General features: G+C 60.2%; 23 protein-coding genes and 1 pseudogene. 15 read left to right on the top strand and 9 right to left on the bottom strand.

The features are described from left to right. Positions 1–965 precede the first annotated feature (965 nt). The 3 genes from ccoM to M0814_RS28065 form a co-directional block, all read right to left on the bottom strand. The gene (gene ccoM, locus M0814_RS29125) at positions 966–1,079 is read right to left on the bottom strand and encodes a cytochrome c oxidase subunit CcoM (RefSeq protein WP_003222396.1); all 114 of its coding nucleotides are present in this window, start codon (positions 1,077–1,079) and stop codon (positions 966–968) included. 148 nt (positions 1,080–1,227) lie between these two features. Continuing rightward, positions 1,228–1,482 (bottom strand): hypothetical protein, encoded by a 255-nt coding sequence (locus M0814_RS28060; RefSeq protein ID WP_146774706.1) that lies wholly within the window; start codon positions 1,480–1,482, stop codon positions 1,228–1,230. Between the two features lie 19 nt (positions 1,483–1,501). Further along, positions 1,502–1,843: a hypothetical protein gene (locus M0814_RS28065; protein WP_003222394.1), complete on the bottom strand. Its 342-nt coding sequence runs from the start codon at positions 1,841–1,843 to the stop codon at positions 1,502–1,504. Positions 1,844–2,096: 253 nt separating this feature from the next. Between M0814_RS28065 and rapA the strand changes: the two genes are divergently transcribed. Then, on the top strand, positions 2,097–4,943 hold the full coding sequence (rapA, locus tag M0814_RS28070) for an RNA polymerase-associated protein RapA (protein ID WP_003222393.1): 2,847 nt from the start codon (positions 2,097–2,099) through the stop codon (positions 4,941–4,943). Positions 4,944–5,115: 172 nt separating this feature from the next. On the opposite strand, the gene M0814_RS28075 is transcribed toward rapA, so the two are convergent. Beyond that, entirely contained in the window at positions 5,116–6,465 is a 1,350-nt protein-coding gene (locus M0814_RS28075) for an MFS transporter (RefSeq protein WP_103485742.1), read from the bottom strand. 300 nt (positions 6,466–6,765) lie between these two features. Here M0814_RS28075 and M0814_RS28080 point away from each other — a divergent pair, with 300 nt between their 5' ends. Together M0814_RS28080 and M0814_RS28085 are read left to right on the top strand one after the other, a co-directional pair. Next, entirely contained in the window at positions 6,766–7,134 is a 369-nt protein-coding gene (locus tag M0814_RS28080; RefSeq protein WP_103485741.1) for a YkgJ family cysteine cluster protein, read from the top strand. A gap of 148 nt (positions 7,135–7,282) precedes the next feature. Next, positions 7,283–9,565 carry a bifunctional diguanylate cyclase/phosphodiesterase gene (locus M0814_RS28085; protein ID WP_103485740.1) on the top strand — a complete coding sequence of 761 codons (2,283 nt, stop codon included), beginning with the start codon at positions 7,283–7,285 and terminating at the stop codon, positions 9,563–9,565. Here M0814_RS28085 and M0814_RS28090 read toward each other — a convergent pair. Further along, positions 9,456–10,352 carry an NAD(P)-dependent oxidoreductase gene (locus M0814_RS28090; RefSeq protein WP_177434735.1) on the bottom strand — a complete coding sequence of 299 codons (897 nt, stop codon included), beginning with the start codon at positions 10,350–10,352 and terminating at the stop codon, positions 9,456–9,458. The two genes, M0814_RS28085 and M0814_RS28090, sit on opposite strands and share 110 nt — an antisense overlap. Before the next feature lie 197 nt (positions 10,353–10,549). On the opposite strand from M0814_RS28090, the gene M0814_RS28095 reads away from it, so the two are divergent. Further along, on the top strand, positions 10,550–12,748 hold the full coding sequence (locus tag M0814_RS28095) for a hypothetical protein (RefSeq protein WP_103485739.1): 2,199 nt from the start codon (positions 10,550–10,552) through the stop codon (positions 12,746–12,748). Between the two features lie 295 nt (positions 12,749–13,043). Here the strand turns inward: M0814_RS28095 and M0814_RS28100 are convergent, their stop codons facing one another. Beyond that, the gene (locus tag M0814_RS28100; protein WP_103485738.1) at positions 13,044–13,349 is read right to left on the bottom strand and encodes a DUF2288 domain-containing protein; all 306 of its coding nucleotides are present in this window, start codon (positions 13,347–13,349) and stop codon (positions 13,044–13,046) included. A gap of 352 nt (positions 13,350–13,701) precedes the next feature. Here M0814_RS28100 and M0814_RS28105 point away from each other — a divergent pair, with 352 nt between their 5' ends. The 5 genes from M0814_RS28105 (at position 13,702) to M0814_RS28125 (ending at position 18,702) form a co-directional block, all read left to right on the top strand. After that, positions 13,702–14,829, top strand: a complete 1,128-nt coding sequence (locus tag M0814_RS28105; protein ID WP_003222386.1) for a branched-chain amino acid ABC transporter substrate-binding protein — start codon at positions 13,702–13,704, stop codon at positions 14,827–14,829. Between the two features lie 230 nt (positions 14,830–15,059). Continuing rightward, on the top strand, positions 15,060–15,983 hold the full coding sequence (gene livH, locus M0814_RS28110) for a high-affinity branched-chain amino acid ABC transporter permease LivH (protein WP_003222384.1): 924 nt from the start codon (positions 15,060–15,062) through the stop codon (positions 15,981–15,983). After that, on the top strand, positions 15,980–17,236 hold the full coding sequence (locus M0814_RS28115; protein ID WP_003222382.1) for a high-affinity branched-chain amino acid ABC transporter permease LivM: 1,257 nt from the start codon (positions 15,980–15,982) through the stop codon (positions 17,234–17,236). The genes livH and M0814_RS28115 overlap by 4 nt, the downstream gene beginning before the upstream one ends. Next, on the top strand, positions 17,233–18,000 hold the full coding sequence (livG, locus tag M0814_RS28120) for a high-affinity branched-chain amino acid ABC transporter ATP-binding protein LivG (RefSeq protein WP_003222381.1): 768 nt from the start codon (positions 17,233–17,235) through the stop codon (positions 17,998–18,000). Before M0814_RS28115 ends, livG begins: the two co-directional genes overlap by 4 nt. Continuing rightward, positions 18,001–18,702 (top strand): ABC transporter ATP-binding protein, encoded by a 702-nt coding sequence (locus tag M0814_RS28125; protein ID WP_003222380.1) that lies wholly within the window; start codon positions 18,001–18,003, stop codon positions 18,700–18,702. A gap of 183 nt (positions 18,703–18,885) precedes the next feature. Here the strand turns inward: M0814_RS28125 and M0814_RS28130 are convergent, their stop codons facing one another. Both M0814_RS28130 and M0814_RS28135 read right to left on the bottom strand, forming a co-directional pair. After that, positions 18,886–20,124 carry a DUF2599 domain-containing protein gene (locus M0814_RS28130; protein WP_103485737.1) on the bottom strand — a complete coding sequence of 413 codons (1,239 nt, stop codon included), beginning with the start codon at positions 20,122–20,124 and terminating at the stop codon, positions 18,886–18,888. A gap of 30 nt (positions 20,125–20,154) precedes the next feature. Continuing rightward, on the bottom strand, positions 20,155–21,528 hold the full coding sequence (locus M0814_RS28135; RefSeq protein ID WP_103485736.1) for a DUF2599 domain-containing protein: 1,374 nt from the start codon (positions 21,526–21,528) through the stop codon (positions 20,155–20,157). 305 nt (positions 21,529–21,833) lie between these two features. Here M0814_RS28135 and M0814_RS28140 point away from each other — a divergent pair, with 305 nt between their 5' ends. The 4 genes from M0814_RS28140 to M0814_RS28155 are packed head-to-tail and all read left to right on the top strand — an operon-like array spanning position 21,834 to position 24,283. Further along, positions 21,834–22,142: a DUF2282 domain-containing protein gene (locus M0814_RS28140; protein ID WP_103485735.1), complete on the top strand. Its 309-nt coding sequence runs from the start codon at positions 21,834–21,836 to the stop codon at positions 22,140–22,142. Between the two features lie 25 nt (positions 22,143–22,167). Beyond that, a complete protein-coding gene (locus M0814_RS28145) occupies positions 22,168–23,055 on the top strand; it encodes a DUF692 domain-containing protein (protein WP_103485734.1) in 888 nt (295 codons plus the stop codon). Further along, a complete protein-coding gene (locus M0814_RS28150) occupies positions 23,052–23,804 on the top strand; it encodes a DNA-binding domain-containing protein (protein WP_103485733.1) in 753 nt (250 codons plus the stop codon). The genes M0814_RS28145 and M0814_RS28150 overlap by 4 nt, the downstream gene beginning before the upstream one ends. 2 nt (positions 23,805–23,806) lie before the next feature. Continuing rightward, positions 23,807–24,283, top strand: a complete 477-nt coding sequence (locus M0814_RS28155; RefSeq protein WP_103485732.1) for a DoxX family protein — start codon at positions 23,807–23,809, stop codon at positions 24,281–24,283. 110 nt (positions 24,284–24,393) lie between these two features. Here M0814_RS28155 and M0814_RS28160 read toward each other — a convergent pair. Then, positions 24,394–25,307: pseudogene (locus M0814_RS28160) on the bottom strand (LysR family transcriptional regulator). A 103-nt stretch (positions 25,308–25,410) separates the two neighbouring features. On the opposite strand from M0814_RS28160, the gene M0814_RS28165 reads away from it, so the two are divergent. Both M0814_RS28165 and M0814_RS28170 read left to right on the top strand, forming a co-directional pair. Further along, positions 25,411–26,010 (top strand): short chain dehydrogenase, encoded by a 600-nt coding sequence (locus M0814_RS28165; RefSeq protein WP_003222362.1) that lies wholly within the window; start codon positions 25,411–25,413, stop codon positions 26,008–26,010. A gap of 59 nt (positions 26,011–26,069) precedes the next feature. Then, on the top strand, positions 26,070–26,723 hold the full coding sequence (locus M0814_RS28170; RefSeq protein WP_103485731.1) for a hypothetical protein: 654 nt from the start codon (positions 26,070–26,072) through the stop codon (positions 26,721–26,723). Positions 26,724–26,733 lie beyond the last annotated feature (10 nt).

Below are 26,733 nucleotides of genomic sequence, written 5' to 3' on the forward strand. Positions count from 1 at the left end.
CCAGCTCCTACATGGGATTGGGTGTATTCAGTAAGAGATTGATCGGCTGTCAGGCCGCCTTCGCGAGCAAGCCCGCTCCCACAGTAGGGCCGGGTATATCAGTAAGAGATTGGTCGGCTGACAGGCCGCCTTCGCGAGCAAGCCCGCTCCCACAGTGGGGCCGGGCATATCAGTAAGAGATTGGTCGGCTGTCAGGCCGCCTTCGCGAGCAAGCCCGCTCCCACAGTAGGGCCGGGTATATCAGTAAGAGATTGGTCGGCTGTCAGGCCGCCTTCGCGAGCAAGCCCGCCCCACAGTGGGGCCGGGTACATCAGTAAGAGATTGTTCGGCTGGCAGGCCGCCATCGCGAGCAAGCCCGCTCCCACAGTAGGGCCGGGTAAATCAGTAAGAGATTGGTCGGCTGTCAGGCCGCCTTCGCGAGCAAGCCCGCTCCCACAGTGGGGTCGGGTATATCAGTAAGAAATTGGTCGGCTGTCAGGCCGCCATCGCCAGCAGGCTGGCTCCTACAGTTCAGATTGCGTGCTGCCCCTGCGGCGAAGCCGCCCCACTCAACACGATGAGCGTTAGCTCGAGTACCGCTTTTGATCTGAGGGCCCGTCGGCAGGCTGAGTGGAGGGATTGATCCGGGGGTGGGAGCGCAGCGACCGTTTGGCGCAGCCAAACACAGCGAGAGGAGGTGCAGCGAAGCAAACCGTAGGCGCTGCTCCCCGGATGAATCCCGGAGCGAAGGAACCCGAGCCTAGGCGAGGGCCGTACGTCAGGGTAAAGCCTTTTTGGTTACTTTTTCGGCGTCTGGAAAAAGTGACCCGCCGTAAGGGCGGAACCCTAATCAGCAACCCCCGCAGAAACGGATATACCCCCAAAACCCCAAGAACATGGTCGGCCCAAAGGCCGCCAAGAACACAAAAAAAAAGGGCAACCGAAGTCGCCCAAAATGCCTTGCGTGCTCATCAAACCCAGAAAGACTACTTCTTGCGCTTATTCGCATCTTTCCAGATAAAAAATCCAAACCCTGCAAAAAACAGAACCATGAGACCTACGGTCAGAACCCCGGCAAACACCACGTTATCGAAAAACATGACTGTGGCCTCCTGGCCCCTGCTTTGCTGCGATGGAGCTAAGTTAACCAATCGCGCAGGCGCAGAAATTGACCAGGATCAAGTCCGGTCAACACAGAGGATAAAGGCGGGAAAATAACTGACCTGCATCAAAGGATGCAGAGGAAGATCAACGCTTTTTCGGTTTCTTTTTCGGCTTTTTCTGGGTTTTTCCCAACGGCATGGCCTGCTCGAAGGCTTTGCGCACTTCGTTAAGCCGCTTTTCGTTGAGATCATGCACACGCTTGGCGCGTTCAGTCCCGAGGTCGATCAGTTTTTCATCTTGGCTCATGGCGTTCAGCGCATCACTTGAAGAAAACACAACTGCCGCATCAGCGGCAGGGCTGCGCCAATCATGCAGCCTGACAACAGCACCCGACAACAATTCGTGTAACCCTTCGTACTCAGATCTCGATATCGACCCACAAGCCCTGACGCGGCTGATCTTCCATCAGCGGCACCACCGGCACCGTGTTGTCAGCATTCAGCTCGGTGCCCGGCACGGCCAGATGCTCTTCGGGGTCTTCGTCGGCTTCGCGACGGCGACGATCACGCTCCTGCTGGCGACGCTGTTCTTCGCGCGCCAGCAGTCGATCCTCTTCCGGATCGCGCTTTTGCAGATCGATCGTGCTTTCGTTGGAGCTTTCCTGCACCGGCACCACCGGAGGAATGTCCGGCCGCTGGCGAATCGGATCCTGCTGGGAAGTGATCGGCACAGCGCTCAGGGGGAGCATCGGTGGCAGCATATATAGGGTCTCCTGTCAGCAAGCTATCGGCTGCGGCAAAGGCGCCTTGAGCCATCCGTCGCAAATCTGTGACGCACTTGGCACCTGCAGGAGCTGCCGCAGGCTGCGATCTTTTAATCGGACACCACAAATCTCAAGTGTTTCCAAAGATCAAAGGATCGCCGCCTGCGGCAGCTCCTACCCAGTAATCTTTGGCCCTGAAGCCTGCATTCCGTTAAGATAGCCCGCTTTTTCAAGGTGGGAGTCAGGCAGCATGGCGCAGCAGTATCAACCGGGGCAACGCTGGATCAGTGACAGCGAAGCAGAGCTTGGTTTAGGCACCGTTCTGGCACAGGACGGCCGCTTGTTGACCGTGCTTTACCCGGCCACTGGCGAAACCCGCCAGTACGCGCTACGGAATGCGCCCCTCACCCGCGTGCGGTTCTCGCCGGGTGACACCATTACTCACTTCGAAGGCTGGAAGATGACCGTGCGCGAAGTCGACGACGTCGACGGGCTGATGGTCTATCACGGTCTCAACGGGCAGAACGAAGCCGTTACCCTGCCGGAAACCCAGCTGTCGAACTTCATTCAGTTCCGTCTGGCCAGCGACCGTCTGTTCGCCGGGCAGATCGACCCGCTGTCGTGGTTCTCCCTGCGCTACAACACCCTGGAACACACCAGCCGCCAGTTGCAGTCCTCGCTCTGGGGCCTGGGCGGCGTGCGTGCGCAGCCAATCGCGCACCAGCTGCACATCGCCCGTGAAGTCGCCGACCGTATTGCGCCGCGGGTTCTGCTGGCGGACGAAGTGGGTCTGGGGAAAACCATCGAAGCCGGTCTGGTGATCCATCGCCAGCTGCTCTCGGGCCGCGCCAATCGCGTGCTGATCCTGGTTCCGGAAAACCTGCAGCACCAGTGGCTGGTGGAAATGCGCCGCCGCTTCAACCTGCAGGTCGCGCTGTTCGACGAAGAACGCTTCATCGAAAGCGATGCCACCAACCCGTTCGAAGACACCCAGCTGGCATTGGTTGCCCTGGAGTGGCTGGTCGAAGACGAGAAGGCGCAGGACGCCTTGTTCGCCGCCGGCTGGGATCTGATGGTGGTCGACGAAGCCCACCACCTGGTGTGGCACGAAGACAAGGCCAGCCCCGAGTATTCGCTGGTCGAACAACTGGCTGAAGTGATTCCCGGCGTGCTGCTGCTCACCGCAACCCCGGAACAGCTCGGTCAGGACAGCCACTTCGCCCGTCTGCGCCTGCTCGACCCGAACCGTTTCCATGACCTGGCCGCGTTCCGCGCCGAGAGCGAGAACTATCGCCCGGTGGCCGAAGCCGTTCAGGAACTGCTCGACAAAGGGCGCCTGTCGCCTGCAGCACACAAGACCATCCACGGTTTCCTCGGCAACGAAGGCGAAGCCCTGCTGACTGCGGTCAACGATGGCGACAGCGAAGCCAGCGCGCGTCTGGTGCGTGAACTGCTCGACCGCCACGGCACTGGCCGCGTGCTGTTCCGTAACACCCGCGCCGCCGTGCAGGGTTTCCCGGAGCGCAAATTGCACCCGTACCCGCTGCCATGCCCGGACGAATACCTCGAACTGCCGCTGGGCGATCACGCCGAGCTGTACCCGGAAGTCAGCTTCCAGGCTCAGCCTGACGCCAGCGAAGAAGAGCGCTGGTGGAAATTCGACCCGCGCGTCGAGTGGCTGATCGATCAGCTGAAAATGCTCAAGCGCACCAAAGTGCTGGTGATCTGCGCCCACGCCGAAACCGCGATGGACCTGGAAGACGCGCTGCGCGTGCGCTCCGGCATCCCGGCCACGGTGTTCCACGAGGGCATGAACATCCTCGAGCGTGACCGCGCCGCCGCCTACTTCGCCGACGAAGAGTTTGGCGCACAGGTGCTGATCTGCTCGGAAATCGGCAGTGAAGGTCGCAACTTCCAGTTCGCGCACCACTTGGTGCTGTTCGATCTGCCGTCGCACCCGGACCTGCTCGAGCAGCGTATCGGTCGTCTCGACCGGATCGGTCAGAAGCACATCATCGAATTGCACGTGCCGTACCTGGAAACCAGTCCGCAAGAGCGCCTGTTCCAGTGGTACCACGAAGCGCTGAACGCGTTCCTCAACACCTGCCCGACCGGCAACGCCTTGCAGCATCAGTTCGGCCCGCGCCTGCTGCCGCTGCTTGAAGAAGCCGATGACGGCGAGTGGCAAGCGCTGATCGACGAAGCCCGCGCCGAGCGCGAGCGTCTGGAACAAGAGCTGCACACCGGTCGCGATCGTCTGCTGGAGCTCAACTCCGGCGGTGCTGGCGAAGGTGACGCGCTGGTCGAGGCGATCCTTGAGCAGGACGACCAGTTCGCCCTGCCGATCTACATGGAAACCCTGTTCGACGCGTTCGGCATCGACAGCGAAGACCACTCGGAAAACGCCCTGATCCTCAAGCCGAGCGAGAAAATGCTCGACGCCAGCTTCCCGCTGGGCGACGACGAAGGCGTGACCATCACCTACGACCGCAACCAGGCGCTGTCGCGCGAAGACATGCAGTTCATCACCTGGGAACACCCGATGGTGCAGGGCGGCATGGATCTGGTGCTGTCCGGTTCGATGGGCAACACCGCCGTCGCGCTGATCAAGAACAAGGCGCTGAAACCGGGCACTGTACTGCTGGAACTGCTCTACGTCAGCGAAGTGGTTGCACCGCGCTCGCTGCAACTGGGCCGCTACCTGCCGCCGGCCGCCCTGCGCTGCCTGCTCGACGCCAACGGCAACGATCTGTCGCCGCGGGTCTCGTTCGAAACCCTCAACGATCAACTGGAAAGCGTGCCACGTGCCAGCGCCAACAAGTTCATCCAGGCCCAGCGCGATCAGCTGACGCCACGGATCAACGCCGGTGAAGACAAGATTGCCCCGCGTCACGCCGAGCGCGTGGCCGAGGCCCGTCGTCGTCTGGCGGCCGATACCGAAGAAGAACTGGCGCGCCTGACCGCGTTGCAAGCGGTCAACCCGACCGTGCGCGACAGCGAACTGGATGCGTTGCGCAAGCAACGTGAACTGGGTCTGGCGATGCTGGATAAAGCGGCGCTGCGTCTGGAAGCGATCCGGGTGTTGGTAGCGGGTTAAACCGCCCTGCTTCAGTGCTGAAAACAAGAAGGCCCGCAGTGATGCGGGCCTTTTTGTTTGTCTGATATTCATGCTGCGCTGTTGATTGCCTCTTCGCGAGCAAGCCCGCTCCCACATTAGATCTGCGGTGTGAACTCGATTCCTGTGGGAGCGGGCTTGCTCGCGAAGGCGATCATGCAGTCGCCACCGCACCATCAGGTTCACTCACTGCCACCAACCCCTCCTTCATCCGTTGCGCATCCCGCACAAAACACCGCGCCGCCAGAAACAGAAACACCATGGTGAAAAACAGCGCCACCGGAATCAGATACATCGCGTCATGCAGCCCGACGGCCTTGAACGCTTCGGTCATCTGCTCAGCCCCCGCCGAAATCATCGCCGACTGGGCGAAGTGATCCGACAAACCACCGACCACCACCGGCCCCAGACCACCGCCCAGCAAATACAACCCGGCGAAGAACAACGCCATGGCCGTGGCCCGCAGGCGCGGCTCGACCACGTCCTGAATCGCCGTGTACACGCAGGTATAGAAGTTGTAGGCAAACAGCCAGCCGACGCTGAACAGCGCGACGAACACTCCGATCTCGACACGCCCGACATACAGCGCCCACACCGTACACACCGTTGAGACGATCAGGCTGAACCCGGCAAACAGTAGGCGTCCGTTGGCAACACGCTGATGAATCTTGTCGGCGATCCAGCCACCCAGGGTCAGGCCGATCAACCCGGTGATGCCGACAATCACCCCGGTCGCCACCGCCGCATCGTGCAGAGGCATCAGGAAATAGCGCTGCAGCATCGGCACCATGAACGAGTTGCAGGCATAGGTGGCGAAGTTGAAACACAACCCGGCCAGCACCAGCCAGAGGAACGTCGGCACCGCGAGCACCCGGCGAATCGGTTTGTCGACTCTCTCCTGGGACACCTGCACGGTTTCTGCCGCACCGCGTTTGGGTTCCTTGATGAAGAACATGAACACCGCGAGGATCAGCCCCGGCACCGCCGCGATAAAGAACGGTGCGCGCCAGCTGTCGAACGCCTTGACCATCGCGCCGATGGTGAAGAACGCCAGCAGCAGGCCCAGCGGCAGGCCCAGCATGAAAATGCCCATGGCCCGCGCCCGACGGTGAGCCGGGAACAGGTCGCCGATCAACGAATTGGCGGCGGGCGCATAACTGGCCTCGCCGATACCGATGCCCATGCGCACCAGCAGAAAACTCCAGAAACTGCCGACCAGACCATTGACTGCGGTCAGCGCGCTCCAGGTCGCCAGGCCCCAGCCCATCAGTTTGCTGCGCGAACCGGTATCGGCCATGCGCCCCAACGGCAGGCCGGCAATGGCATAAACCAGGGTGAACGCGGTGCCGACGATCCCCAGTTGAAAGTCGCTGAGGTGCCATTCCATGCGGATCGGCTCGATGATGATCGCCGGAATGGTGCGGTCGAAGAAATTGAACAGGTTGGCAAGGAACAACAGGAACAGAATGCGCCAGGCATTCGCCGCTTGGGTCGAGTTCTGCATGGGTCCGTCTCTTTATTGTTATAGGGCTTCACTGCCGACGCATCCGAGCCCGGAACCTGCAATCTAGACAGGCGGGCCGGGGCTGTCTGTGATCATTCGTCAAGCTGATAACGAGGCATGGCACTGTAAAGAAACGTAAGCCCTTGATAAGTCAGCAATCCCCCATAAACCGGGGGTTTTGCGGCAAAATCCGGCTACAAAAAAATACTTTCGCGCCCCCCTTCCCAAGTCCAAGGCGAAGCCTAGAATAGCCGCCGGATCCGTCCGGATTCGCCGATCAACCCCTTTGATGCCCTCCCCATGTCCGAAGTCAGTCCGTGTCTGAATTGCGGTGCCTGCTGTTCCCATTTTCGCGTGTCTTTTTTCTGGGGTGAATGCGCCTCCTCCGGCGGCACAGTACCCGATGAACTGGTCACGCAGATCAGCCCCAGTCGGGTGGCGATGAACGGCACCGACTGCAAATCGCCGCGTTGCACGGCGTTGGTCGGCGAGGTGGGCAGCCAAGTGCAGTGCTCGATTTACGAACAGCGTTCCAGCCCCTGCCGCGAATTCGATGCTTCCTGGGAAAACGGCGAACAGAATGTCGATTGCGACAAGGCGCGCGCCCGCTTCGGCTTGCCGCCGCTTGAACCTGACTGGAATCAGATCCCTTACGAGCAAAGCGCCTGAGATTTAGCGCCAATCGCTATAAAGCTCATGCCGAAATCGTTGGCGCCAATGTGCCACTATCGCTTGCATGGCAAAAACCGCCTCTATACTCCAGTCATTCGCCTGCGTTGAAGACGCAGTAGGGACGACTTCAGAGACGGGGCATGCTATGGAGTGGCTTGGTTTGCAGTTTGTTACCGAGCTGCCGGAGAGCGGGCAGGTCATTCTCGATTGCACACACAATCCCTTGCTGGTGCTGGTGGCCTATCTGGTCGCCTGCGCCGCGAGTTTTGCCACCCTCGACATGGCCGAACGCGTCGGTCACGCCGAAGACCCCGGCTCGCAACGGGTGTGGCGCTGGATCGGCGCTTCTTGCCTGGCCGGCGGCATCTGGGCCATGCACTTCATCGCCATGCTGGCGTTCCAGGCGCCGATCGAAGTCCACTACGATCTGGCGATCACTCTGTTTTCCCTGCTGATCGCCCTGCTCGCCTCGTGGCTGGCGATGCACACCTTGAGTGATCCACAGCCGAGCCTGATGCACTACCTGAAAACCGCCATCGTCATCGGTCTGGGCATCGCCGGCATGCATTACGTCGGCATGGCGGCGATGCATTCGGTGGCCACCGCCTACTACCAGCCACTGTTGTTCTGCCTGTCGATCGTGATTGCCATCGGCGCCAGCTTCGCCGCACTGTGGGTCGCCGGTTATCTGCGTGAAGGCACTGGGCGTTTTCATCAATTACTCAAATACACCGCTGCGGTGATTCTCGGCGCCGGCATCATCAGCATGCACTTCACTGGCATGGCCGCGCTGCACCTGGTGTTGCCCGAAGGTACAGCACCGACGATGGCCGCCGACCCCAGCCATCTGCAACTGGGACTGACAGTCGCGCTGATCATCCTGCTGATTCTCGGCAGCGCGATCAGTGCGGCTCTGGCCGACAAGAAACTGCAGAACAAGGAGCACGACCTGCGCCGGGTCAACGCCCTGCTCGGGCAGCTCGATCAGGCGCGGATGTCACTGCAGCAAGTGGCCAATTACGACGCCCTGACCAACCTGATCAATCGCCGTGGATTCAACCAGATCTTCGCCGAGAAACTCAGCCAGAAAACCAGCGAAGGCGGCATGCTCGCGGTGATGTTTCTCGACATCGACCACTTCAAGCGGATCAACGACAGCCTCGGCCATGACGCCGGTGACGCCCTGCTCAAAGTCATCGCCAATCACATCAAAGGTTCGGTGCGCAGTCATGAGGATGTGGTCGCGCGCTTCGGCGGCGACGAGTTCTGCATCCTGATCGGCCTGCACGACCGCGAGGAAGCGCGCGGCATGGCGCAGCGGATCATGCAGAAAATGAAGGAGCCGATCGAGCTGGCGGGACGGCGCATGGTGATGACCACCAGCATCGGTATCAGCCTGTTCCCCGACGACGGCACCACCTGCGAAGAACTGCTCAAGCACGCGGATCTGGCGCTGTATCAATCCAAGGGTGCCGGGCGAAACGGCCTGCATTTTTTCAGTTCCAACATGAAGACCCGCGCCAGTCTTGAACTGCAACTGGAAGAAGAACTGCGCCACGCCCTGCGCGAAGAAAACGGGCTGATGCTCTACTACCAGCCGATCTTCGAACTGAAAACCGGGCGGGTGACCAAGCTCGAAGCGCTGATTCGCTGGCAGCACCCGGTGCATGGCCTGCTGGCCCCGGATCGTTTCATCGCGATTGCCGAAACCAACGGCCTGATCGCCGAGCTGGATAACTGGGTGCTGCGCCGGGCCTGCACCGACCTTGGCGAACTGACGCGCCACGGCTGCGACGAACTGAAAATCGCCTGGAACTGCTCGCCGCTGAACCTTGCCCGGGAAGAACTCGCCGATGAAATCGAAAGTGCGCTGCGCACCGCCGGCGTCGCGCCGGAACGACTGGAACTGGAAGTCACCGAAAACGCGCTGATGGGCAACATCGCCAATACCCTGGTGCTGTTGCGGCAGATTCGCGCCCTCGGGGTGTCGCTGTCGATCGACGACTTCGGCACCGGTTATTCATCATTGGCCTACCTCAAGCGCCTGCCGCTCAACACGCTGAAGATCGACCGTTCGTTCATCCTCGACATCCCCAAGGCGACCGCCGACATGGAGATCGTCCAGGCGATCATCGTCATGGCCCACACCCTGCATTTGCAGGTGGTGACCGAAGGCGTGGAAAGCCTGGAGCAGTACGAGTTTCTTGAGCGCTCAGGCTGCGATTTCATTCAGGGCTACCTGCTCAGTCGCCCGGTGCCGCTGAACGAACTACGTCCGGTACTTGAGGAAATCAATCAGCGCAAACACGCCCACGCGGTCAATCCGCTGAGTCTGGCGCGCGGTACATTTGTACCAGTGTCGCTGGATCCTTCTGCAAAAAACCCTGCGCCCCATGCAGGCGCATCAGTTGTGCGGCCAATCCGCTGATCGGCGTGGCCGAGCCTTGTTCGCGGGAGAATTTCACCGCGGTGTCGAGATCCTTGAGCAACGTGCGCACGTGCCATTTCACCGGTTCGAAACGGCTCTCGGCCATTTGCGGGGCGAGGATCTGCAATGGTTTGGAATCGGCAAAACCACCGGCCAGCGCTTCGGCGATCAGGCGCGCATCGACCCCGGCCTGCTCGGCCAGCGCCACCACTTCAGCAATCACCAGCGCATTGCAGGCAACGATCATCTGATTGCAAGCCTTGGTCACTTGCCCGGCGCCGATGCCGCCCATGTGCGTGACGCGCTGACCGAGGCTGAGCAGTACCGGGCGCACCCGATCCAGATCCGCCGCCGCACCGCCGACCATGATCGCCAGACTGCCGGCCTCGGCGCCGACCACGCCGCCGGACACCGGTGAGTCGAGCCAGGCCATCCCGGTTTGGTCTGCCAACTCGGCGGCCATTTCGCGGGTAGCGGTCGGTTCGAGGCTGGAAAAGTCCACCAGCAACTGGCCGTTTTTCGCGCCTTCAGCGACGCCGGCAGGGCCAAACACCACCTCGCGCACCACCGCCGTATCAGCCAGACAGAGCATCACCACGTCGGCGTGTTCGCACAGTTCTGCGGGGCTCGCCACCTGCCGGGCGCCGGCCTCGACCAGTGGCGCGCACTTGGCCGGGTTGCGGTTCCACACGGTCAGCGGATAACCCGCGGCCAGCAGACGACGGCACATCGGCAAGCCCATCAGGCCGATTCCGGCAAAACCCAACGAAGGTAGCGTTGACATCATTTCGCCTCTTTTCGATTAAAGATCACTGAATAATGGCCGATTCATGAACGATCAGGAAAGGATTCCCCCGCGCGACGATCAGGCCAAGCCCCTGACGCCCGGGCCAAATACGCGCAGTCAAAGACGCGAGATCCTCTTTCCGTGAGGCTCGATGACATCGGTCGCCGAGCCAACCCTGTCCAGGTATATGGCGCACAATGACTTCTAAAAACAATCCGGCCACTGCGGTATCCGATCTGACCCTGAGCCCTGCGGCAAACAGCCCGGCTCCGATGAAGCCATTGCCTCCTTCGCGCCCGCTGGGCACTCACCAATACCTGTACTACACCGAAACCAACACCGACCGCATCCTCGACAACCTCGACGGTCTGCGTGACCTGGTGTTCCCGCGCCCGCCGCACCTGGAAGGCGACAACGAGCAGCACAACGACCAGGAATTCCCCTCGGTGTGCCTGATCGGCCTCGGTCGCTGCGGCTCGAACATCGCCCTCGACGTCGCGGAGCTGGTGTACAACGCGCGCAAGTTCTACCTCAACGAATTCAACAACGAAGACCGTGCGGCGGATCGGCGTCTGGCCGACAAGGGCTACAGCCCGGCCCAGTGGATCAAGCACAACCTGCGGATCGGCCCGAACAAGTCGAGCAAACCGGTGTTCCTCGTCGAACCGCTGGTGATGCTCGGTGACCTCGACAAGGACATCGCCGGGCGCATCCGCTTCTCGCGCAAGGGCGAGAAAAGCGGCTTCCTGCGCGACTACAGCAAAATGAAGATCATGGACTTGTCCGAAGTCCACGCCGGTGGCGCCGGTAACGCGCCGATCCTCGGCCAGTATCTGGCAAAGATCATCCTCAACAAGGACACCCAGCGTTTCTCCAGCCCTGACTGGAAAATGATCCACTCGTACCTGATCGACAGCTGCGGCATCAAGGCTAACCAGTCGCGCCTGTACTTCTCGATCTTCAGTGCCGGCGGCGGTACCGGTTCGGGCATGGCCTCGGAGTTCGGCCTGGCCCAGCAGCACTCGTACATGAACAAGACGTTCGACACCAAGCCGATGGATGAGCACGACGGCAAGAGCGGGCATTCGTTCGTGTTCGAGCCGATCTTCACCAGCGGCATCTGCGTGCTGCCGAACATTTCCGACCACCGCAGTGAAATGTCCGAGGCGCTGCACATCAACGCCGGCCGCCTGCTGTGCAAATACCTGTCGGAAGAATGGGATTTCTCCTACAACTTCGCCAACGAAGACAGCAGCGAAGCCAGCGTCATGGGCCGTATTCGCCCATGGAACGCGATGATGCTGATCTCCAACGACATCATGCGTTACGCCGAAGAGAGCGATGACGGCAACATCCAGAACATTGATGTCAATGCGATGGAAAAGCATGCCAACCAGTACATCTCGCAGCAGATCTTCAACATTCTGACGGCGCAGGCGGTGACCACCGACTACGACCAGAACTACTTCCGTCGCGCCGGCATCGACATCGGCGAAACCATTCGCCTGGACGCCAACGACCTGTTCATGAGTCTGGCCGGCCCGGTGGCGATTGCCTACGCCGAATCGGTGGTGCCGGAAACTCCGCCGCCGAGCAGCGACAAGTTCAAGGTGTTCGACAAAGAGCCGCAGCGTCTGAACATCGATGATCTGTTCTTCCGTTCGATCGACCTGCCGCACTTCAACAAAGTCACCCAGGCGATTGAAGGCATCAGCCTGCTGCCGATCGAATCCAAGCGCTATCGCGCCTCGCTTGAGCAGTACAAGAATTCCGGCTACGACGCCGCCGCGCTGCACGACCTGCACTTCTTCAAGAACTGCTCGTCGGTGGTCTCGATCGTCTCGCTGCCGAAGGACTACAAACTGTCGTACATGGACCTGAACCGGTTGAAGACCCACCTCAACAGCCTGTTCCCCAACACCACGCTCAAGCGCTATGCACTGGTGATCGGCGCCTCGGCCAACCTGTCGCTGACCACCCTGATCGCCAAGAGCCCGTGCCTGTCGGACGACTTCCTGACCCTGATCGTGGCGTTCATCAAGCGCTGCTTCGCCAAGACCCCGTACCGTTTCGACGAAACCCTGGACAACTCGATCCTCGACTTCATCATCAATGAAGACTTCGACGAAGACCGCATCGACGATCTGCTTAACGAGTTCGAAAACCCGGCGAAGATTCTCGACACCAACTGGTACGCGATCAAACCGATGTACGAGAAGAAGTACCGCGAGCTGATCAACGACAAGGACAAGTTCGTCTCGATCAACGACATTCGCCTGTCGCGTGATTGCGTGAAGAAAGCGATCAAGTACCTGCGCGAGATCTACCGTCACCGGATCGGCAAGACCAAGGTTATTTCCTTGAATAACCATACCGGGAAGACTTACTCGGTCTGATCCAGATCCGAGTTGCCCCTATCGCGAGCAGGCTCGCTCCCACAATTGAAATGCGTTCCCCTGTGGGAGCGAGCTTGCTCGCGAAGGGGTCGGCACATTCACCGCAGATTGCAGCCCTTCCAACATCCAGAAACAATTAAGCAGCCCTCAGGCTGCTCAATAAACTGTTCCCGTTACGTTTACGTCACCGTGAGGCCACCCACGCTTGTGGCCTTTCTCTACGGCAACGTGCCATCACGCTACTCGGCTACACACTTTCCTCTGCATGAGGCGCGCACCATCAAGGTGCAAGCGCTCAGACCTGCGCCCTTTCCTGGACCAGAATCCATGGCCGTACCACCACTGCCCACATCTCGGGATCACGCTCGAAAATATCCAGCGCCCGCGTTTCAGACAGCTTGGCGAGTTTGTCTTCGGCCAGCCAGGTGGCGACTTTCTCGCCATCGTCCGATGCCACGGCCTCGGCGGCGGCGATCAAATCCAGGGCCGGGTCGACCCACAATAGGGCACCCTTGGCGAAGAACGGCTCCAGCTCTTTCCAGGTAATAGATGCGGTTTCACCAAGCAGCTTGGCATAGAGGGTGCTAGGTTCTTGATTCATGGGACTGTCCGGAAAAGAAATCGACGCGAATGATAACGTCGGTGGTCCGGCAGAAAAACCCGGTTGCAAATGGCTTCACCGAACGAAAAGAGCAGGAACGCCAAGGAATGCTGCTGTTTGGGGCATAAGCCCCAGGAAAGCCCCGCCGCAATTCTGTCTTTTTCATTCAAAAATGCGACACCCACAAGTTTTGCCCCCTGGCGCCAGCTTCCCAGGCCAACAACCGGCGCTCTACACTGTACCGGTACAGTTGCCGGGGGCATTTCCGGAGGGTATCGCAAAGATATCTGACCCGGTTCTGCTGCTACGGCGCCAGAACTCAAAAAAATTACAACAGTAAGAGTGGAGCACTATGACTAAGGCTACTAAGCAGATTTCCAAACTGTTTGCCGCTATGGTTCTGGCCGGGGTTGCCAGCCATTCGTTCGCCGCTGACACCATCAAGATCGGTATCGCCGGCCCTAAGACCGGTCCTGTAGCCCAATACGGCGACATGCAGTTCAGTGGCGCGAAAATGGCCATCGAGCAGATCAACGCCAAGGGCGGCGTCGACGGCAAGAAACTCGAAGCCGTTGAATACGACGATGCCTGCGATCCGAAACAAGCCGTAGCGATCGCGAACAAAGTCGTCAACGACGGCGTCAAGTTCGTGGTCGGTCACCTGTGCTCCAGCTCCACTCAGCCTGCTTCGGACATCTACGAAGACGAAGGCATCGTGATGATCACCCCGGCTGCCACCAGCCCGGACATCACTGCCCGTGGTTACAAAATGATCTTCCGCACCATCGGTCTGGACAGCGCCCAGGGCCCTGCCGCCGGTAACTACATTGCCAAGTACGTCAAACCGAAAGTCGTCGCCGTACTGCACGACAAGCAGCAATACGGTGAAGGCATCGCCACCGCCGTTAAACAGACGCTGGAAAAAGACGGCGTGAAAGTCGCGGTATTCGAAGGCATCAACGCCGGCGACAAGGACTTCTCCTCGATCATCGCCAAACTCAAGCAAGCCAACGTCGACTTCGTCTACTACGGCGGCTACCACCCGGAACTGGGTCTGATCCTGCGTCAGTCCGAGGAAAAAGGCCTGAAAGCCAAGTTCATGGGTCCGGAAGGCGTGGGTAACGACTCCATTTCGCAGATCGCCAAAGACGCCTCCGAAGGCCTGCTGGTGACCCTGCCGAAATCCTTCGACCAGGATCCGGCCAACGTTGCCCTGGCTGATGCCTTCAAGGCGAAGAAAGAAGACCCGAGCGGCCCGTTCGTGTTCCCTTCCTACTCGGCGGTTGAAGTGATTGCCGGCGGTATCACCGCAGCCAAATCCGAAGACCCGGCCAAAGTGGCCGCAGCCATTCACGCAGGCTCCTTCAAGACCCCTACCGGCGACCTGAGCTTCGACGCCAAGGGCGACCTGAAGGACTTCAAATTTGTGGTTTACGAGTGGCACTTCGGCAAACCGAAAACTGAAGTTTCGCCTCAGTAAGGCGCGCCCTGACTGACTGCCAATAAAGCCCACGGCGTGCCGTGGGCTTTGTTTTACGAATGTATGGGCCGCGCTGGCGTGATCCGCCAGTCTCCCCACCTGAAAATCTCAAAACCGTCATCAGCGGTTCGCTGGCAAAACCCGGATTCGAAGTGGATAAAGATCCACGGGGCCGGGCGGGAAAATGACTCCACCAGTGAAATGCGTATCAGGTTTTTAGGAGCGCTGTAATGCCTGACATCTATCACTTCTTCCAACAGCTGGTTAATGGCCTGACCATTGGCAGCACGTATGCCCTGATTGCCATCGGCTATACGATGGTTTACGGCATCATTGGAATGATCAACTTCGCCCACGGCGAGGTGTACATGATCGGCTCCTACGTGGCGTTCATCGCCATTGCCGGGCTGGCCATGATGGGAATCGACAACGTCCCGCTGTTGATGACCGCCGCGTTCATCGCGAGCATCGTCGTCACCAGTTCCTACGGTTACAGCATCGAACGGATCGCCTACCGCCCCCTGCGCGGCAGCAACCGTCTGATCCCGCTGATTTCCGCGATCGGTATGTCGATCTTCCTGCAGAACACGGTTCTGCTCGCGCAAGACTCCAAGGACAAATCCATCCCCAACCTGATCCCCGGCAACATCTCCATCGGGCCAGGTGGCGCACATGAAGTGCTGATTTCCTACATGCAAATCGTGGTGTTCGTGGTGACTCTGGTCGCCATGCTCGGCCTCACGCTGTTCATCTCCCGCTCTCGCCTGGGTCGCGCCTGCCGTGCCTGCGCCGAAGACATCAAGATGGCCAACCTGCTGGGCATCAACACCAACAACATCATCGCCCTGACCTTCGTCATCGGTGCTGCGCTGGCAGCCGTCGCTGCCGTGCTGCTGAGCATGCAGTACGGCGTGATCAACCCGAACGCCGGTTTCCTCGTCGGCCTCAAGGCCTTCACCGCTGCGGTACTGGGCGGGATCGGCAGCATCCCCGGCGCGATGCTCGGCGGGCTGGTGCTCGGGGTGGCGGAAGCCTTTGGCGCCGATATCTTCGGCGACCAGTACAAGGACGTCGTGGCTTTCGGCTTGTTGGTTCTGGTGCTGTTGTTCCGTCCGACCGGCATTCTGGGCCGTCCGGAGGTTGAGAAAGTATGACTAGGAATCTTAAACAGGCACTGTTCAGTGCCTTGCTGGTGTGGGCCGTGGCCTACCCGGTACTCGGTCTGAAACTGACCATCGTTGGCATCAACCTCGAAGTGCATGGCACCAGCCCGGCCATTCTGGCGACCATCGCCGTGTGCTCGGTGCTGATGTTCCTGCGCGTGCTGTTCAACCAGCAGATCAGCAAGGCGTGGAAATCCTCGCCGGGCCTGCCGTTGATCCCGGCCAAGGCCAGCAACTTCCTGACCCTGCCGACCACCCAACGCTACATCATCATTGCGCTGATCCTCGGTGCACTGGTGTGGCCGTTCTTCGGCTCCCGTGGCGCGGTGGACATTGCGACGCTGATCCTGATCTACGTGATGCTCGGCCTCGGTCTGAACATCGTCGTCGGTCTGGCCGGTCTGCTCGACCTCGGTTACGTCGGTTTCTACGCCGTCGGCGCCTACAGCTACGCGCTGCTGTCGCACTACTACGGCCTGAGCTTCTGGATCTGCCTGCCGATTGCCGGTCTGATGGCGGCGACGTTCGGCTTCCTGCTGGGCTTCCCGGTGCTGCGTCTGCGCGGTGACTATCTGGCGATCGTGACCCTGGGTTTCGGCGAAATCATTCGTCTGTTCCTGCGTAACCTGACCGATATCACTGGCGGTCCGAACGGCATCAGCAACATCGAGAAACCGACGTTCTTCGGTCTGACCTTCGAACGTAAAGCGGCGGAAGGCATGCAAACCTTCCACGAATATTTCGGTCTCGAATACAACTCGATCAACAAGGTGATCTTCCTCTACCTGGTGGCCCTGGTGCTGGCACTGGCGGCGCTGTTCATCATCAACCGTTTGCTGCGCATGCCGATCGGCCGTGCGTGGGAAGCGCTGCGTGAAGACGAAATCGCCTGCCGTGCCTTGGGCCTGAATCCGACGATCATCAAGCTGTCGGCGTTCACCCTGGGGGCAAGCTTCGCCGGTTTCGCCGGGAGCTTCTTCGCTGCCCGTCAGGGTCTGGTCACACCGGAGTCGTTCACCTTCATCGAGTCGGCGATCATCCTCGCCATCGTCGTGCTGGGTGGCATGGGCTCGCAACTGGGCGTGATTCTCGCGGCCGTGGTGATGATCCTGTTGCCGGAAATGATGCGTGAGTTCAGCGAATACCGGATGTTGATGTTCGGTGCGCTGATGGTGTTGATGATGATCTGGCGTCCACAAGGTCTGCTGCCGATGCAACGCCCACACATGGAGTTGCGAAAATGAGCCGCGAGATCCTTAAAGTCGAAAACCTGAGCATGCGCTTCGGCGGCTTGCTGGCGGTCAATGGCGTGGCCCTGACCGTCAAGGAAAAACAAGTGGTGGCACTGATCGGGCCGAACGGCGCGGGCAAGACCACCGTGTTCAACTGCCTGACCGGTTTCTACCAGCCATCGGGCGGCAGCATCCTGCTGGACGGCGAGCCGATCCAGGGCCTGCCGGGGCACAAGATCGCCCTCAAGGGCGTGGTGCGCACCTTCCAGAACGTGCGTTTGTTCAAGGACATGACGGCGGTCGAGAACCTGTTGATCGCCCAGCACCGTCACCTGAACACCAACTTCCTGGCCGGCCTGTTCAAGACCCCGGCGTTCCGCAAGAGCGAGCGCGAGGCCATGGAATATGCCGAGTACTGGCTGGAAAAGGTCAACCTGAAAGAGTTCGCCAACCGTACCGCCGGGACCCTGGCCTACGGTCAGCAACGGCGTCTGGAAATCGCCCGCTGCATGATGACCCGCCCACGGATCCTCATGCTCGACGAACCGGCCGCCGGCCTGAACCCGAAGGAAACCGAAGACCTCAAGGCGCTGATCAGCGTGCTGCGTGAAGAGCACAACGTGACCGTGCTGTTGATCGAACACGACATGAAACTGGTCATGAGCATTTCCGACCACATCGTCGTGATCAACCAGGGCACGCCTCTGGCTGACGGCACGCCGGATCAGATCCGCGACAATCCTGAAGTGATCAAAGCCTACCTGGGGGAAGCGTAAATGCTGCAGTTCGAAAACGTTTCCACCTTCTACGGCAAGATCCAGGCCCTGCACAGCGTCAACGTCGAAGTCCGTCAGGGCGAGATCGTGACCCTGATCGGCGCCAACGGTGCCGGCAAGTCCACGCTGCTGATGACGCTTTGCGGTTCGCCGCAGGCGCACAGCGGCAGCATCCGCTACATGGGTGAGGAACTGGTCGGCCAGGACTCGTCGCAGATCATGCGCAAGAGCATCGCCGTAGTGCCGGAAGGTCGTCGGGTGTTCGCCCGTCTGACCGTTGAAGAAAACCTGTCGATGGGCGGTTTCTTCACCGACAAGGGCGACTATCAGGAGCAGATGGACAAGGTCCTCGGCCTGTTCCCGCGCCTGAAAGAACGCTTCAACCAGCGCGGCGGCACCATGTCCGGTGGCGAACAGCAGATGCTTGCCATCGGCCGTGCGCTGATGAGCAAGCCGAAACTGTTGCTGCTCGACGAGCCGTCGCTGGGCCTGGCACCGATCATCATCCAGCAGATCTTCGACATCATCGAACAGCTGCGCAAGGACGGTGTAACGGTGTTCCTGGTCGAACAGAACGCCAACCAGGCGCTGAAAATCGCCGACCGTGCGTACGTTCTGGAGAACGGCCGCGTGGTGATGCAAGGCACCGGTGAAGCCCTGCTGACCGACCCGAAAGTGCGCGAGGCGTACCTCGGCGGTTGAGGCTTTTCACTGAACAGAAAAACGGCCTTCGGGCCGTTTTTTTGTGCCTGGCAGATAGATTGAATCCAACACAGATCCCCTGTGGGAGCGGGCTTGCTCGCGAAAGCGATTTTACATTCAGCATTTGTGCTGACTGATCCATCGCATTCGCGAGCAAGCCCGCTCCCACACAATCAAAAGCCGTCAGTACGGATTGCAGTGCTGCGCCACCGCTGTCGCCTGATCGACATAAGGCCGTGCCGGCTCAAGGTTCCACTCAGGCTTGTTCCTCACAGGCTTGCCCTCGTAGGTAGCTGCCAGATGGCAAACCATCTGCCGCCGCAATGACCCGCCATTGACACTGTATTCGCGCCACTGCGGATCGTCCTTGTGCTTGTTGTACAGCTCGGCAAACATCCGGTCGGTCTGGTCGTCCTTGATCGCCCGACCACACGCGGTCGGTACTACCGAGAGCGACCAGGTGTTCGGCCCCAGTTTCGGGTCGGGACGTTGTACCCAGGTGCTGGACTCGATGTACTTGTCGCAGAATTTCGGCGCGGTCGGCGTCGAAGTCTGAATGCACGAGAATGTGGCCTTGGCGACCGGGGTTTTCGGGAAGTCGATCTTGATGATGTTGCGATCCTTGCCGGTCTTGGCCTTGTAATCCTTTTGATTGGCCAAGGCATCATTCAAGCCGCGCTGATCGCTGTAGAAAAACGCCAGAATCGGCAGTTCATCGGTTTTCGGGTTGCCCAGGCGCAGCTCGGTCTGGGTCTGAAATTCGCGGCTGTTGATGACCTTGCGCGCGCCCATGAAATTGCGAAAGGCGTCGACCCGCTCCTTGCTGCTCATCGGATTGCGCATGTTGAAGCCGCACTGCAACTGGTCCTGCTGGCGGTTGTTGTTGAATTGGGTGAAGTGCGCCACCCAGGCACTCGGACTCGTGATAGGTGGCTTCATGGCCTGGCAGACTGCCTCGGTCGGGGCGGTATTCTTGTTGTCGCCACAGCCACGGTCGTTGCGAAAGTCGGTCCAGGCATCGTTGGGAAACGCGCAATAGACATGCACCGGGGTCTCGGGGTCTTTCACTAGATCCCGGGGCGTAATCAGGTAGCCGTTCTGCGTGCTCATGCCCGGGTCTTCATAACTGATGCCGTCGGCCCGCATGAACGAGGCAGCAAACGTACCCAGCTCCACGGCTTTCGGGCTGGGATTCCACACGTCCCACTTTTGCCCTTTGGCCGGATCGGCGCGGTGCGTGCCGCGAACCAGCAGCCCCGAACAGTCCGACGCGGGATCCTGCCCGCAACTGTCGACGGTGTTGTTGTAGAGCTTTTCAACCTTCCTCAGCGTCTCGTCACATGACTCGGCGCTGGCCCATGCCGCATGCACCAACAGCGGCAACACGAGCAACGGGGCGATCCTGTTCAGACGTTTCTTCATGGCTTGCATCTCCTTGATTAGCCAACACACTCAACGCGGGACCGGGTTGCAACCCGCGGCGCGAGTCTCGCTGTCCGACAACGCCGGCCTGAACGGTTCCAGATTCCATGGCGTCTTGTTGCGGTAATTGACCAGCACGCAGTGCAGTTGCTGACGCATGCTGCCAGCGGACTTTTCGTTGTCGCGCCAGTTGCTGTCCGGCCCCTTGAGGGCGAACAACTGATCGTACAGAGCGCCGACTTGCTCACCGGGCAAGGCGCGCCCCGCCGCGGTGGGCACGATACTCAGGCTCCATTCATCCTTGCGGGTGCCGGGGTCGTAACGTTTGATCCAGTCGGCGGAGGCGATGTATTGCGGCACCGGGGCGCCACCCACCACCATTTCGTCGATCGCCTGATCGGCGGCGACGTAGCTGAAGCGCTGCTCTGCAGGCTTGGTGAAATCCAGGCGCAGGATCGGCACGCTGTAGCCCTGAGCCTGAAGTTTTTTCTGGAAATTGCGCGCGCTGTTCAGGCCGTTCTCCGGTTTCGGCGGCGCCTGATCACCGCGGGTGGCGAAGTTCTGCGTGCTGTTGACGTTGTAGATGAAGGCATCGATGTACTTCATGTTTTCACTGCCATCGTTGGTCGCGGTAGCGTTCTTCAACATGAACTCGTTGACCTGGGCACTGAAGGCAAAGGGATCTTTGTTGGTGGTGTTCGGCCGCGACTCGTGCACGCGGATCATCGCGTGCCAGTCGCTGGGTTTTTCCGCGTTCCACGAACATTGGCCGTACTGGATCGGCCCCTTCATCAGCCCGGTGTATTTCTGCGTCCACTGCTCGGCGGTGGTTACACCGGCCTCCGCGCAAGTGCCATAAGCCAGTGCGGCATTGCGATTGTTCATCGTGCCTTGCGCCGCGCGCGGCGGTTCGCGGCTGTCGAAGAAACCGCAGCCATACCACTTGCGCTCCGGCCCGGTGCCGCCATCGAACGCATAGATGCAGGTAAAGCCCTGCTCTTTGACCGGCAGCTTCAATGCCGCTGCATCGGTGGGCGTGCGCAGGATGAAACCGGCAGGGTGAATCAGAATGCGCGTGCTCAGATCCTTGCGGATCCACGAGTAGGACGTCGCGCCGATCTTGATCGCATAGGGGCTGTAATCCCACGGATTGAACGGCCCGTCATTGACCATGCGCAAGGTCACGCCGCTGCAGTAATACAGCCCGCGCGCAGCACCGGTATCGGGTTCCTGGCAAACGTCCTTGAGGGTGTTGTAGTTGCTGTTGATGCGCTTGAGCGTGTCCAGCGGATCAACCTGCGTCTGGGCGCAAACCGTGCCGAACAGCAAGGGCAGCGTGCAGGCAAGCGCAAAAGATGAAGTCCTGCGCCATAACACAGCGGGGGCTGAGCGATCCTTCGTCATAAGATACCGTCCTGGTAAATCGGCCTGTCAGAGTTGGCCGTTGAAATGACTATAGAACAGGCGAGAGTGAACACAATCCAGTGTGGGAGCGGGCTTGCTCGCGAAGGCGTAGTGTCAGACGCCATTGATGTTTGATGACACACCGCCTTCGCGAGCAAGCCCGCTCCCACAGTGGATTGCAGTGTTCGAAAATCTTTTCGAAAAAACTTTGCACTGCGCTGTAACGCATCGCCATGAGCGTTCTCTAGTGGGGTAAGCAAGCGCACTTCGCTTGTAAAACCCAAGCTCAAATCTGGAGAAACATCATGACTGCTACCACTCGCTCCCTGTCCGCCGCTGCCCTGGTTCTGGCTCTTGGTTCCGCCCTGAGCATGACTGCCGTTTCCAGCGCCAATGCCGCCGATAACAGCAACATGGAAAAATGCTTCGGCGTGGCCATGAAAGGTCACAACGATTGCGCCGCGGGCGCAGGCACCACCTGTGCCGGCACGGCGAAGATGGACTACCAGGCCAACTCGTGGAAGTTCGTGCCAAAAGGCACCTGCACCACCACCGAGAGCAAGACCTCGCCGACCGGTTTCGGTCAGATGGAAGCCTTCAAAGCCAAGTCCTGAACCATTGCCTGCCCGAGTGACGCTCATGTTGACCACCCGCGAAACTGTCCCTCCGCGCACTCGGGCAGCCCTCTGCGGGCTCCCACCCCGCGCGGGGCTGGGGCTCAAGACCGGGCACTTTGTTGAAGTGCTCGGCACCCAACCGGACATCGGTTTCTTTGAAGTCCACGCCGAAAACTACATGGTCGACGGCGGTCCGTTTCATCATTTTCTCGGGTTGATCCGCGAGCAGTATCCGCTGTCGCTGCACGGTGTCGGGCTGTCCATCGGGGCCGAAGGGTCGCTGGACACTCAACATCTGCAACGCCTGAAAACGCTGATCGAGCGCTATCAACCGCAATCCTTTTCCGAACACCTGGCCTGGTCGAGCCACGGCCCGGTGTTCCTCAATGACCTGCTGCCGCTGGCGTATGACATGCCGACCCTGAACCGCGTCTGCGCGCATATCGACCAGGTGCAGAACAGCCTCAAGCGCCCGATGATGCTGGAAAATCCAGCGACCTATCTCGGGTTCGAACGCTCGACCATCGATGAGCCGGAGTTCATTACCGAGGTGATCCGCCGCAGCGGCTGTGGTCTGCTGCTCGACGTCAACAACGTCTACGTCTCGTGCGTCAATCATCAACGCGATCCACTGACCTACCTCGACGCGCTGCCTTTGCACGCGGTCGGCGAGATTCATCTGGCCGGGTTTGCCGAAGATGCCGACAGCCTCGGCGACCGTTTGCTGATCGACGATCACGGCGCGCCGATTGATGACGCGGTCTGGGCGTTGTACCGACAGGCGCTCGAACGAATCGGCCCGGTGGCAACCTTGATCGAACGGGACAATCAGGTTCCGGCGTTCAATGTGCTGCTGGCCGAGGCGCAGCAGGCCGAAGCGTTATTGCTGCACGCCGGGAGTCAGCCATGAGCACTCAAGCCGACTTCAGCGCCGCCCTGCTCGACCCTCGCCGGCCCTGCCCCGCTGGCCTGTGCAGCGTTAACGGTGCTGATCCCGCCAGCCGATTCTCGGTGTATCGCAATAACGTGCAAGGTTCGTTGATCAACGCGCTGGCCGACAGTTACCCGGTGGTGCAGCAGTTGGTCGGCGAGGAATTTTTCCGTGGCATGGCCAGCATTTTCATCCAGCAGCAGCCGCCGCGCAGTCCGTTGATGAGCCGTTACGGCGACGGTCTGGCGGACTTCATTGACGCCTTCGAACCGGCGGCCGGCGTCCCTTATCTGGCCGACGTCGCACGGCTCGAACGCCTGCGCACCCGCGCCTATCACGCCGCCGATGCGCTGGCGGTCAATGCGCAACAGATCAGCGCTGCACTGGCCGATCCGCACACGCTGGCCGAACTGACCATCGCCCTGCATCCCTCGCTGCACCTGCTCGATTCGGCCTACGCGGTGGTTTCGATCTGGGCGGCGCATCAAGGAGACGCGACGCTGGCGGGCATCGACGTCCATCAAGGCCAACACGCACTGGTGCTGCGCAACGCACTCGAGGTCGAAGTCTTCGCCCTCGATCACGGCGCCAGCGTGTTTATACGCCACCTGCTCAACCACCAACCGCTGCTGCAAGCTGCGCAAAACAGCCCACCCTTCGATCTGCCGCAGATCCTTGCCCTGCTGATCGGCCACAACGCCATCACCGACCTGAACAACAAGGTATAGCCATGAACAACCTCATCACTCGCGCCATCGGGCTCATGGAAAAAATCCCCCACAGCCTGATCGCCTTCATCGCGCGGTTTTCGATTGCCGCGGTGTTCTGGAAGTCCGGGCAGACCAAGGTCGAGGGGCTGGCCATCGATTTGATCGACGGCACCTTGCAACTCGGCTGGCCACATTTGGCGGACTCGACGATTCCGTTGTTTCAGAGCGAATACCACGTGCCGCTGCTGTCACCGGAAATCGCCGCGCACATGTCGGCGTTTGCCGAGCACTTCTTTCCGGTGCTGATATTGATCGGCTTCGCCACGAGATTTTCAGCGCTGGCGCTGCTGGGCATGACGCTGGTGATCGAGGTGTTCGTCTATCCCGATGCCTACCCGACCCACGGCACCTGGGCGGCGGTGTTGCTGTACCTGATGGCGACCGGGCCGGGGAGATTGTCGATCGATCACCTGATCGCTCACCGCTTTCTAAAATAAAAAATCCATGTGGGAGCGAGCCTGCTCGCGAATGCGGTTTCACAGTCACTCCATGTGTTGACTGAACCAACGCATTCGCGAGCAGGCTCGCTCCCACAGAGGAATTGGAGTTAGCGTTGAAGGCGATCCAGCGCCTCGCCGCTGCGCTTGAACCAGCCAATCAGATAATCCGCCAGCACTTGCGTGCGTTTGGGCAAACCGCCCTGATAGGGATGCACCAGATACATCGGCATCCGGCGCGTCTGAAAGTCGCGCAGCAGCCAGCGCAACCGTCCGTCAGCCAATTCAGTTGCAGCAAATACGACGGCAAACGGGCGATACCAGCGCCGGCCAGTGCGGCTTTCTTCAGCAGGTTGTAATGGTTGCTGGCGAACGGCCCCGACACCCGCACCCGCAGCAATTCGTGCTGTTGGTGATACAGCCATTCCTCGCGACCACTGTAGTGACTGTTGAGCAGGCAACGGTGCTCGACCAGCTCCTGCGGGCTCAGAGGTTCGCCGAACTGCTCAAGATACGCCGGGCTGGCACAGGTCATTTCCTGCCACGCCAGCAGTGGCCTGGCCACCAGCCGTTCGTCATTGGCCACTTCGCTGCGGATAGCCAGATCAAAGCCATCCCGGGACAGGTCGCGATAACTGTTGTTCAGCTCCAGCTCGATCTGCACCTCGGGGTATTTCTGCGAGAACTCCAGCAGCAGGCCATCGAAAAACGTTTCCCCCAGCGACACCGGTACCGTCATCCGCACCGGCCCGGCCATGTCGTCCTTCAAGCGCGCCAATGCCTGACGCGCGCGCTCCACCTGAACGACCAGCGCTTGCGCCTGCGGCAGCAAAGCGGCGCCGGCGGCAGTCAGGCTCAGACGGCGCGTCGTGCGTTGCAGCAGCACCACGGAAAACTGTGCTTCCAGCTGACTGATGCGTTTGGACAACTGGCCCTTGCTGCAACCCAGTTGCTGCGCCGCCAGGGTAAAACTGCCGGCCTCGATCAACACCGCAAACGCCGCCAGATCATCCATTTCGCTCATGGATTGTTTCCATTTGAAAACCAAAGGTTGCCTATTAGTGCGCTTATCCGCAGAAAAAACCACTCTAGACTGAAACCTCATTCAACCCATTGAGGAACAGCCCATGAAGATTCTGTTGATCGGTGCCGCCGGCACCATCGGTTCGGCCGTGGATAAAGAGCTGAGCCAGCGTCACGAAGTCATTCGTATCGGTCGCAACAGCGGCGATTTCCAGGTAGACATCAGCGACAGCGCGTCGATTCGCAAGCTGTTCGAGCAAACCGGCAAGTTCGACGCGCTGGTCTGCGCCGCCGGCAACGTGACCTTCGCCCCACTGGGCGAGATGAACGCCGACAGCTTCGCCCTGGGCCTGAAAGACAAGCTGATGGGCCAGGTCAACCTGCTGCTGATCGGCCGCGAATATGCCAACGACGGCGCCTCCTTCACCTTCACCACCGGCGTGCTCAGCCACGACCCGATCCGCTCCGGCGCCTCGGCAGCATTGGTCAACGGCGCCCTGGACAGTTTCGTCAAAGCCGCCGCCATCGAATTGCCGCGTGGCTTGCGCGTCAACTCGATCAGCCCGACCGTGCTGCTGGAAGCCATGGGCAGCTACGCCCCGTACTTCCGTGGCTACAAGCCGGTTCCGGCAGCCGATGTGGCATTGGCCTACGCCAAAAGTGTCGAAGGCCTGCAAACCGGTCAGACCTTTCACGTGGGCTAAACCCTTGTGATCAACGGTCAGCCTGCGTAACGTGGCGGCACTTGTCTGGAGAGCCGAAGATGCGTGTTGCCCGTTCGTTGATCGTTGTTGCCCTGCTGCCGTTGTTTGCCGCCTGCCAATTGCTCGATGGCCCGCGTGAAAGTGCATCCCACGTCGGGCAGTCCCGGATGCAGGGGCAGTTGACGGCGGCCGACGGCAAACTGGTGTTCCAGCCCTGTGGCGAACAGCGACAGTACGTGGTCAACGACATCGGCGGCACCAGCGTGCTGCAAGAGGCCGCGACCCTCGCCGATCAGCAGGGCAAGCTGTTTGCCGATGTGCGCGGGAAGATCGCCGGCGACCGGCTCGACCTTGGCCAGTTGTATCGCGTCGAGCGCTCCGGCACCGCGTGCGATGACCCGAATTTCAAACTGTTGATCCTGCGTGCCGCCGGCCACGGTCCCGAGTGGAACGTCAAAGTCAGCGGCAAGGGCATGGTCATCGACCGTGAAGGCCAGCCGGCACTGGCCGTGCCTTATGTCGAAGAGCAACTGGGCGACGGTCGCTTCAACCTCAGCAGCGAAGCCAACAACCAGCGCATCGAGTTGTGGGTCGCGCCGCAACGCTGCGTCGACAGCAGCACCGGCAGCGTGCAGCACATGAGCGCCGAACTGCGCATCGACGGCAAGGTCGAGCGTGGTTGCGGGTATTTCGGCGGATCGCGTAACGACTGAGCGTTTTAGC

The sequence above is a fragment of the Pseudomonas sp. MWU12-2020 genome (assembly GCF_023100605.1).
Classification (GTDB): Bacteria; Pseudomonadota; Gammaproteobacteria; order Pseudomonadales; family Pseudomonadaceae; genus Aquipseudomonas; species Aquipseudomonas fluorescens_H.

Coding starts and splice junctions, on each gene's coding strand:
- ccoM (WP_003222396.1), bottom strand. CDS start 1,079: ATGTTTTTCGATAACGTGGTGTTTGCCGGGGTTCTGACCGTAGGTCTC.
- M0814_RS28065 (WP_003222394.1), bottom strand. CDS start 1,843: ATGCTGCCACCGATGCTCCCCCTGAGCGCTGTGCCGATCACTTCCCAG.
- rapA (WP_003222393.1), top strand. CDS start 2,097: ATGGCGCAGCAGTATCAACCGGGGCAACGCTGGATCAGTGACAGCGAA.
- M0814_RS28075 (WP_103485742.1), bottom strand. CDS start 6,465: ATGCAGAACTCGACCCAAGCGGCGAATGCCTGGCGCATTCTGTTCCTG.
- M0814_RS28080 (WP_103485741.1), top strand. CDS start 6,766: ATGTCCGAAGTCAGTCCGTGTCTGAATTGCGGTGCCTGCTGTTCCCAT.
- M0814_RS28085 (WP_103485740.1), top strand. CDS start 7,283: ATGGAGTGGCTTGGTTTGCAGTTTGTTACCGAGCTGCCGGAGAGCGGG.
- M0814_RS28090 (WP_177434735.1), bottom strand. CDS start 10,352: ATGATGTCAACGCTACCTTCGTTGGGTTTTGCCGGAATCGGCCTGATG.
- M0814_RS28095 (WP_103485739.1), top strand. CDS start 10,550: ATGACTTCTAAAAACAATCCGGCCACTGCGGTATCCGATCTGACCCTG.
- M0814_RS28100 (WP_103485738.1), bottom strand. CDS start 13,349: ATGAATCAAGAACCTAGCACCCTCTATGCCAAGCTGCTTGGTGAAACC.
- M0814_RS28105 (WP_003222386.1), top strand. CDS start 13,702: ATGACTAAGGCTACTAAGCAGATTTCCAAACTGTTTGCCGCTATGGTT.
- livH (WP_003222384.1), top strand. CDS start 15,060: ATGCCTGACATCTATCACTTCTTCCAACAGCTGGTTAATGGCCTGACC.
- M0814_RS28115 (WP_003222382.1), top strand. CDS start 15,980: ATGACTAGGAATCTTAAACAGGCACTGTTCAGTGCCTTGCTGGTGTGG.
- livG (WP_003222381.1), top strand. CDS start 17,233: ATGAGCCGCGAGATCCTTAAAGTCGAAAACCTGAGCATGCGCTTCGGC.
- M0814_RS28125 (WP_003222380.1), top strand. CDS start 18,001: ATGCTGCAGTTCGAAAACGTTTCCACCTTCTACGGCAAGATCCAGGCC.
- M0814_RS28130 (WP_103485737.1), bottom strand. CDS start 20,124: ATGAAGAAACGTCTGAACAGGATCGCCCCGTTGCTCGTGTTGCCGCTG.
- M0814_RS28135 (WP_103485736.1), bottom strand. CDS start 21,528: ATGACGAAGGATCGCTCAGCCCCCGCTGTGTTATGGCGCAGGACTTCA.
- M0814_RS28140 (WP_103485735.1), top strand. CDS start 21,834: ATGACTGCTACCACTCGCTCCCTGTCCGCCGCTGCCCTGGTTCTGGCT.
- M0814_RS28145 (WP_103485734.1), top strand. CDS start 22,168: ATGTTGACCACCCGCGAAACTGTCCCTCCGCGCACTCGGGCAGCCCTC.
- M0814_RS28150 (WP_103485733.1), top strand. CDS start 23,052: ATGAGCACTCAAGCCGACTTCAGCGCCGCCCTGCTCGACCCTCGCCGG.
- M0814_RS28155 (WP_103485732.1), top strand. CDS start 23,807: ATGAACAACCTCATCACTCGCGCCATCGGGCTCATGGAAAAAATCCCC.
- M0814_RS28165 (WP_003222362.1), top strand. CDS start 25,411: ATGAAGATTCTGTTGATCGGTGCCGCCGGCACCATCGGTTCGGCCGTG.
- M0814_RS28170 (WP_103485731.1), top strand. CDS start 26,070: ATGCGTGTTGCCCGTTCGTTGATCGTTGTTGCCCTGCTGCCGTTGTTT.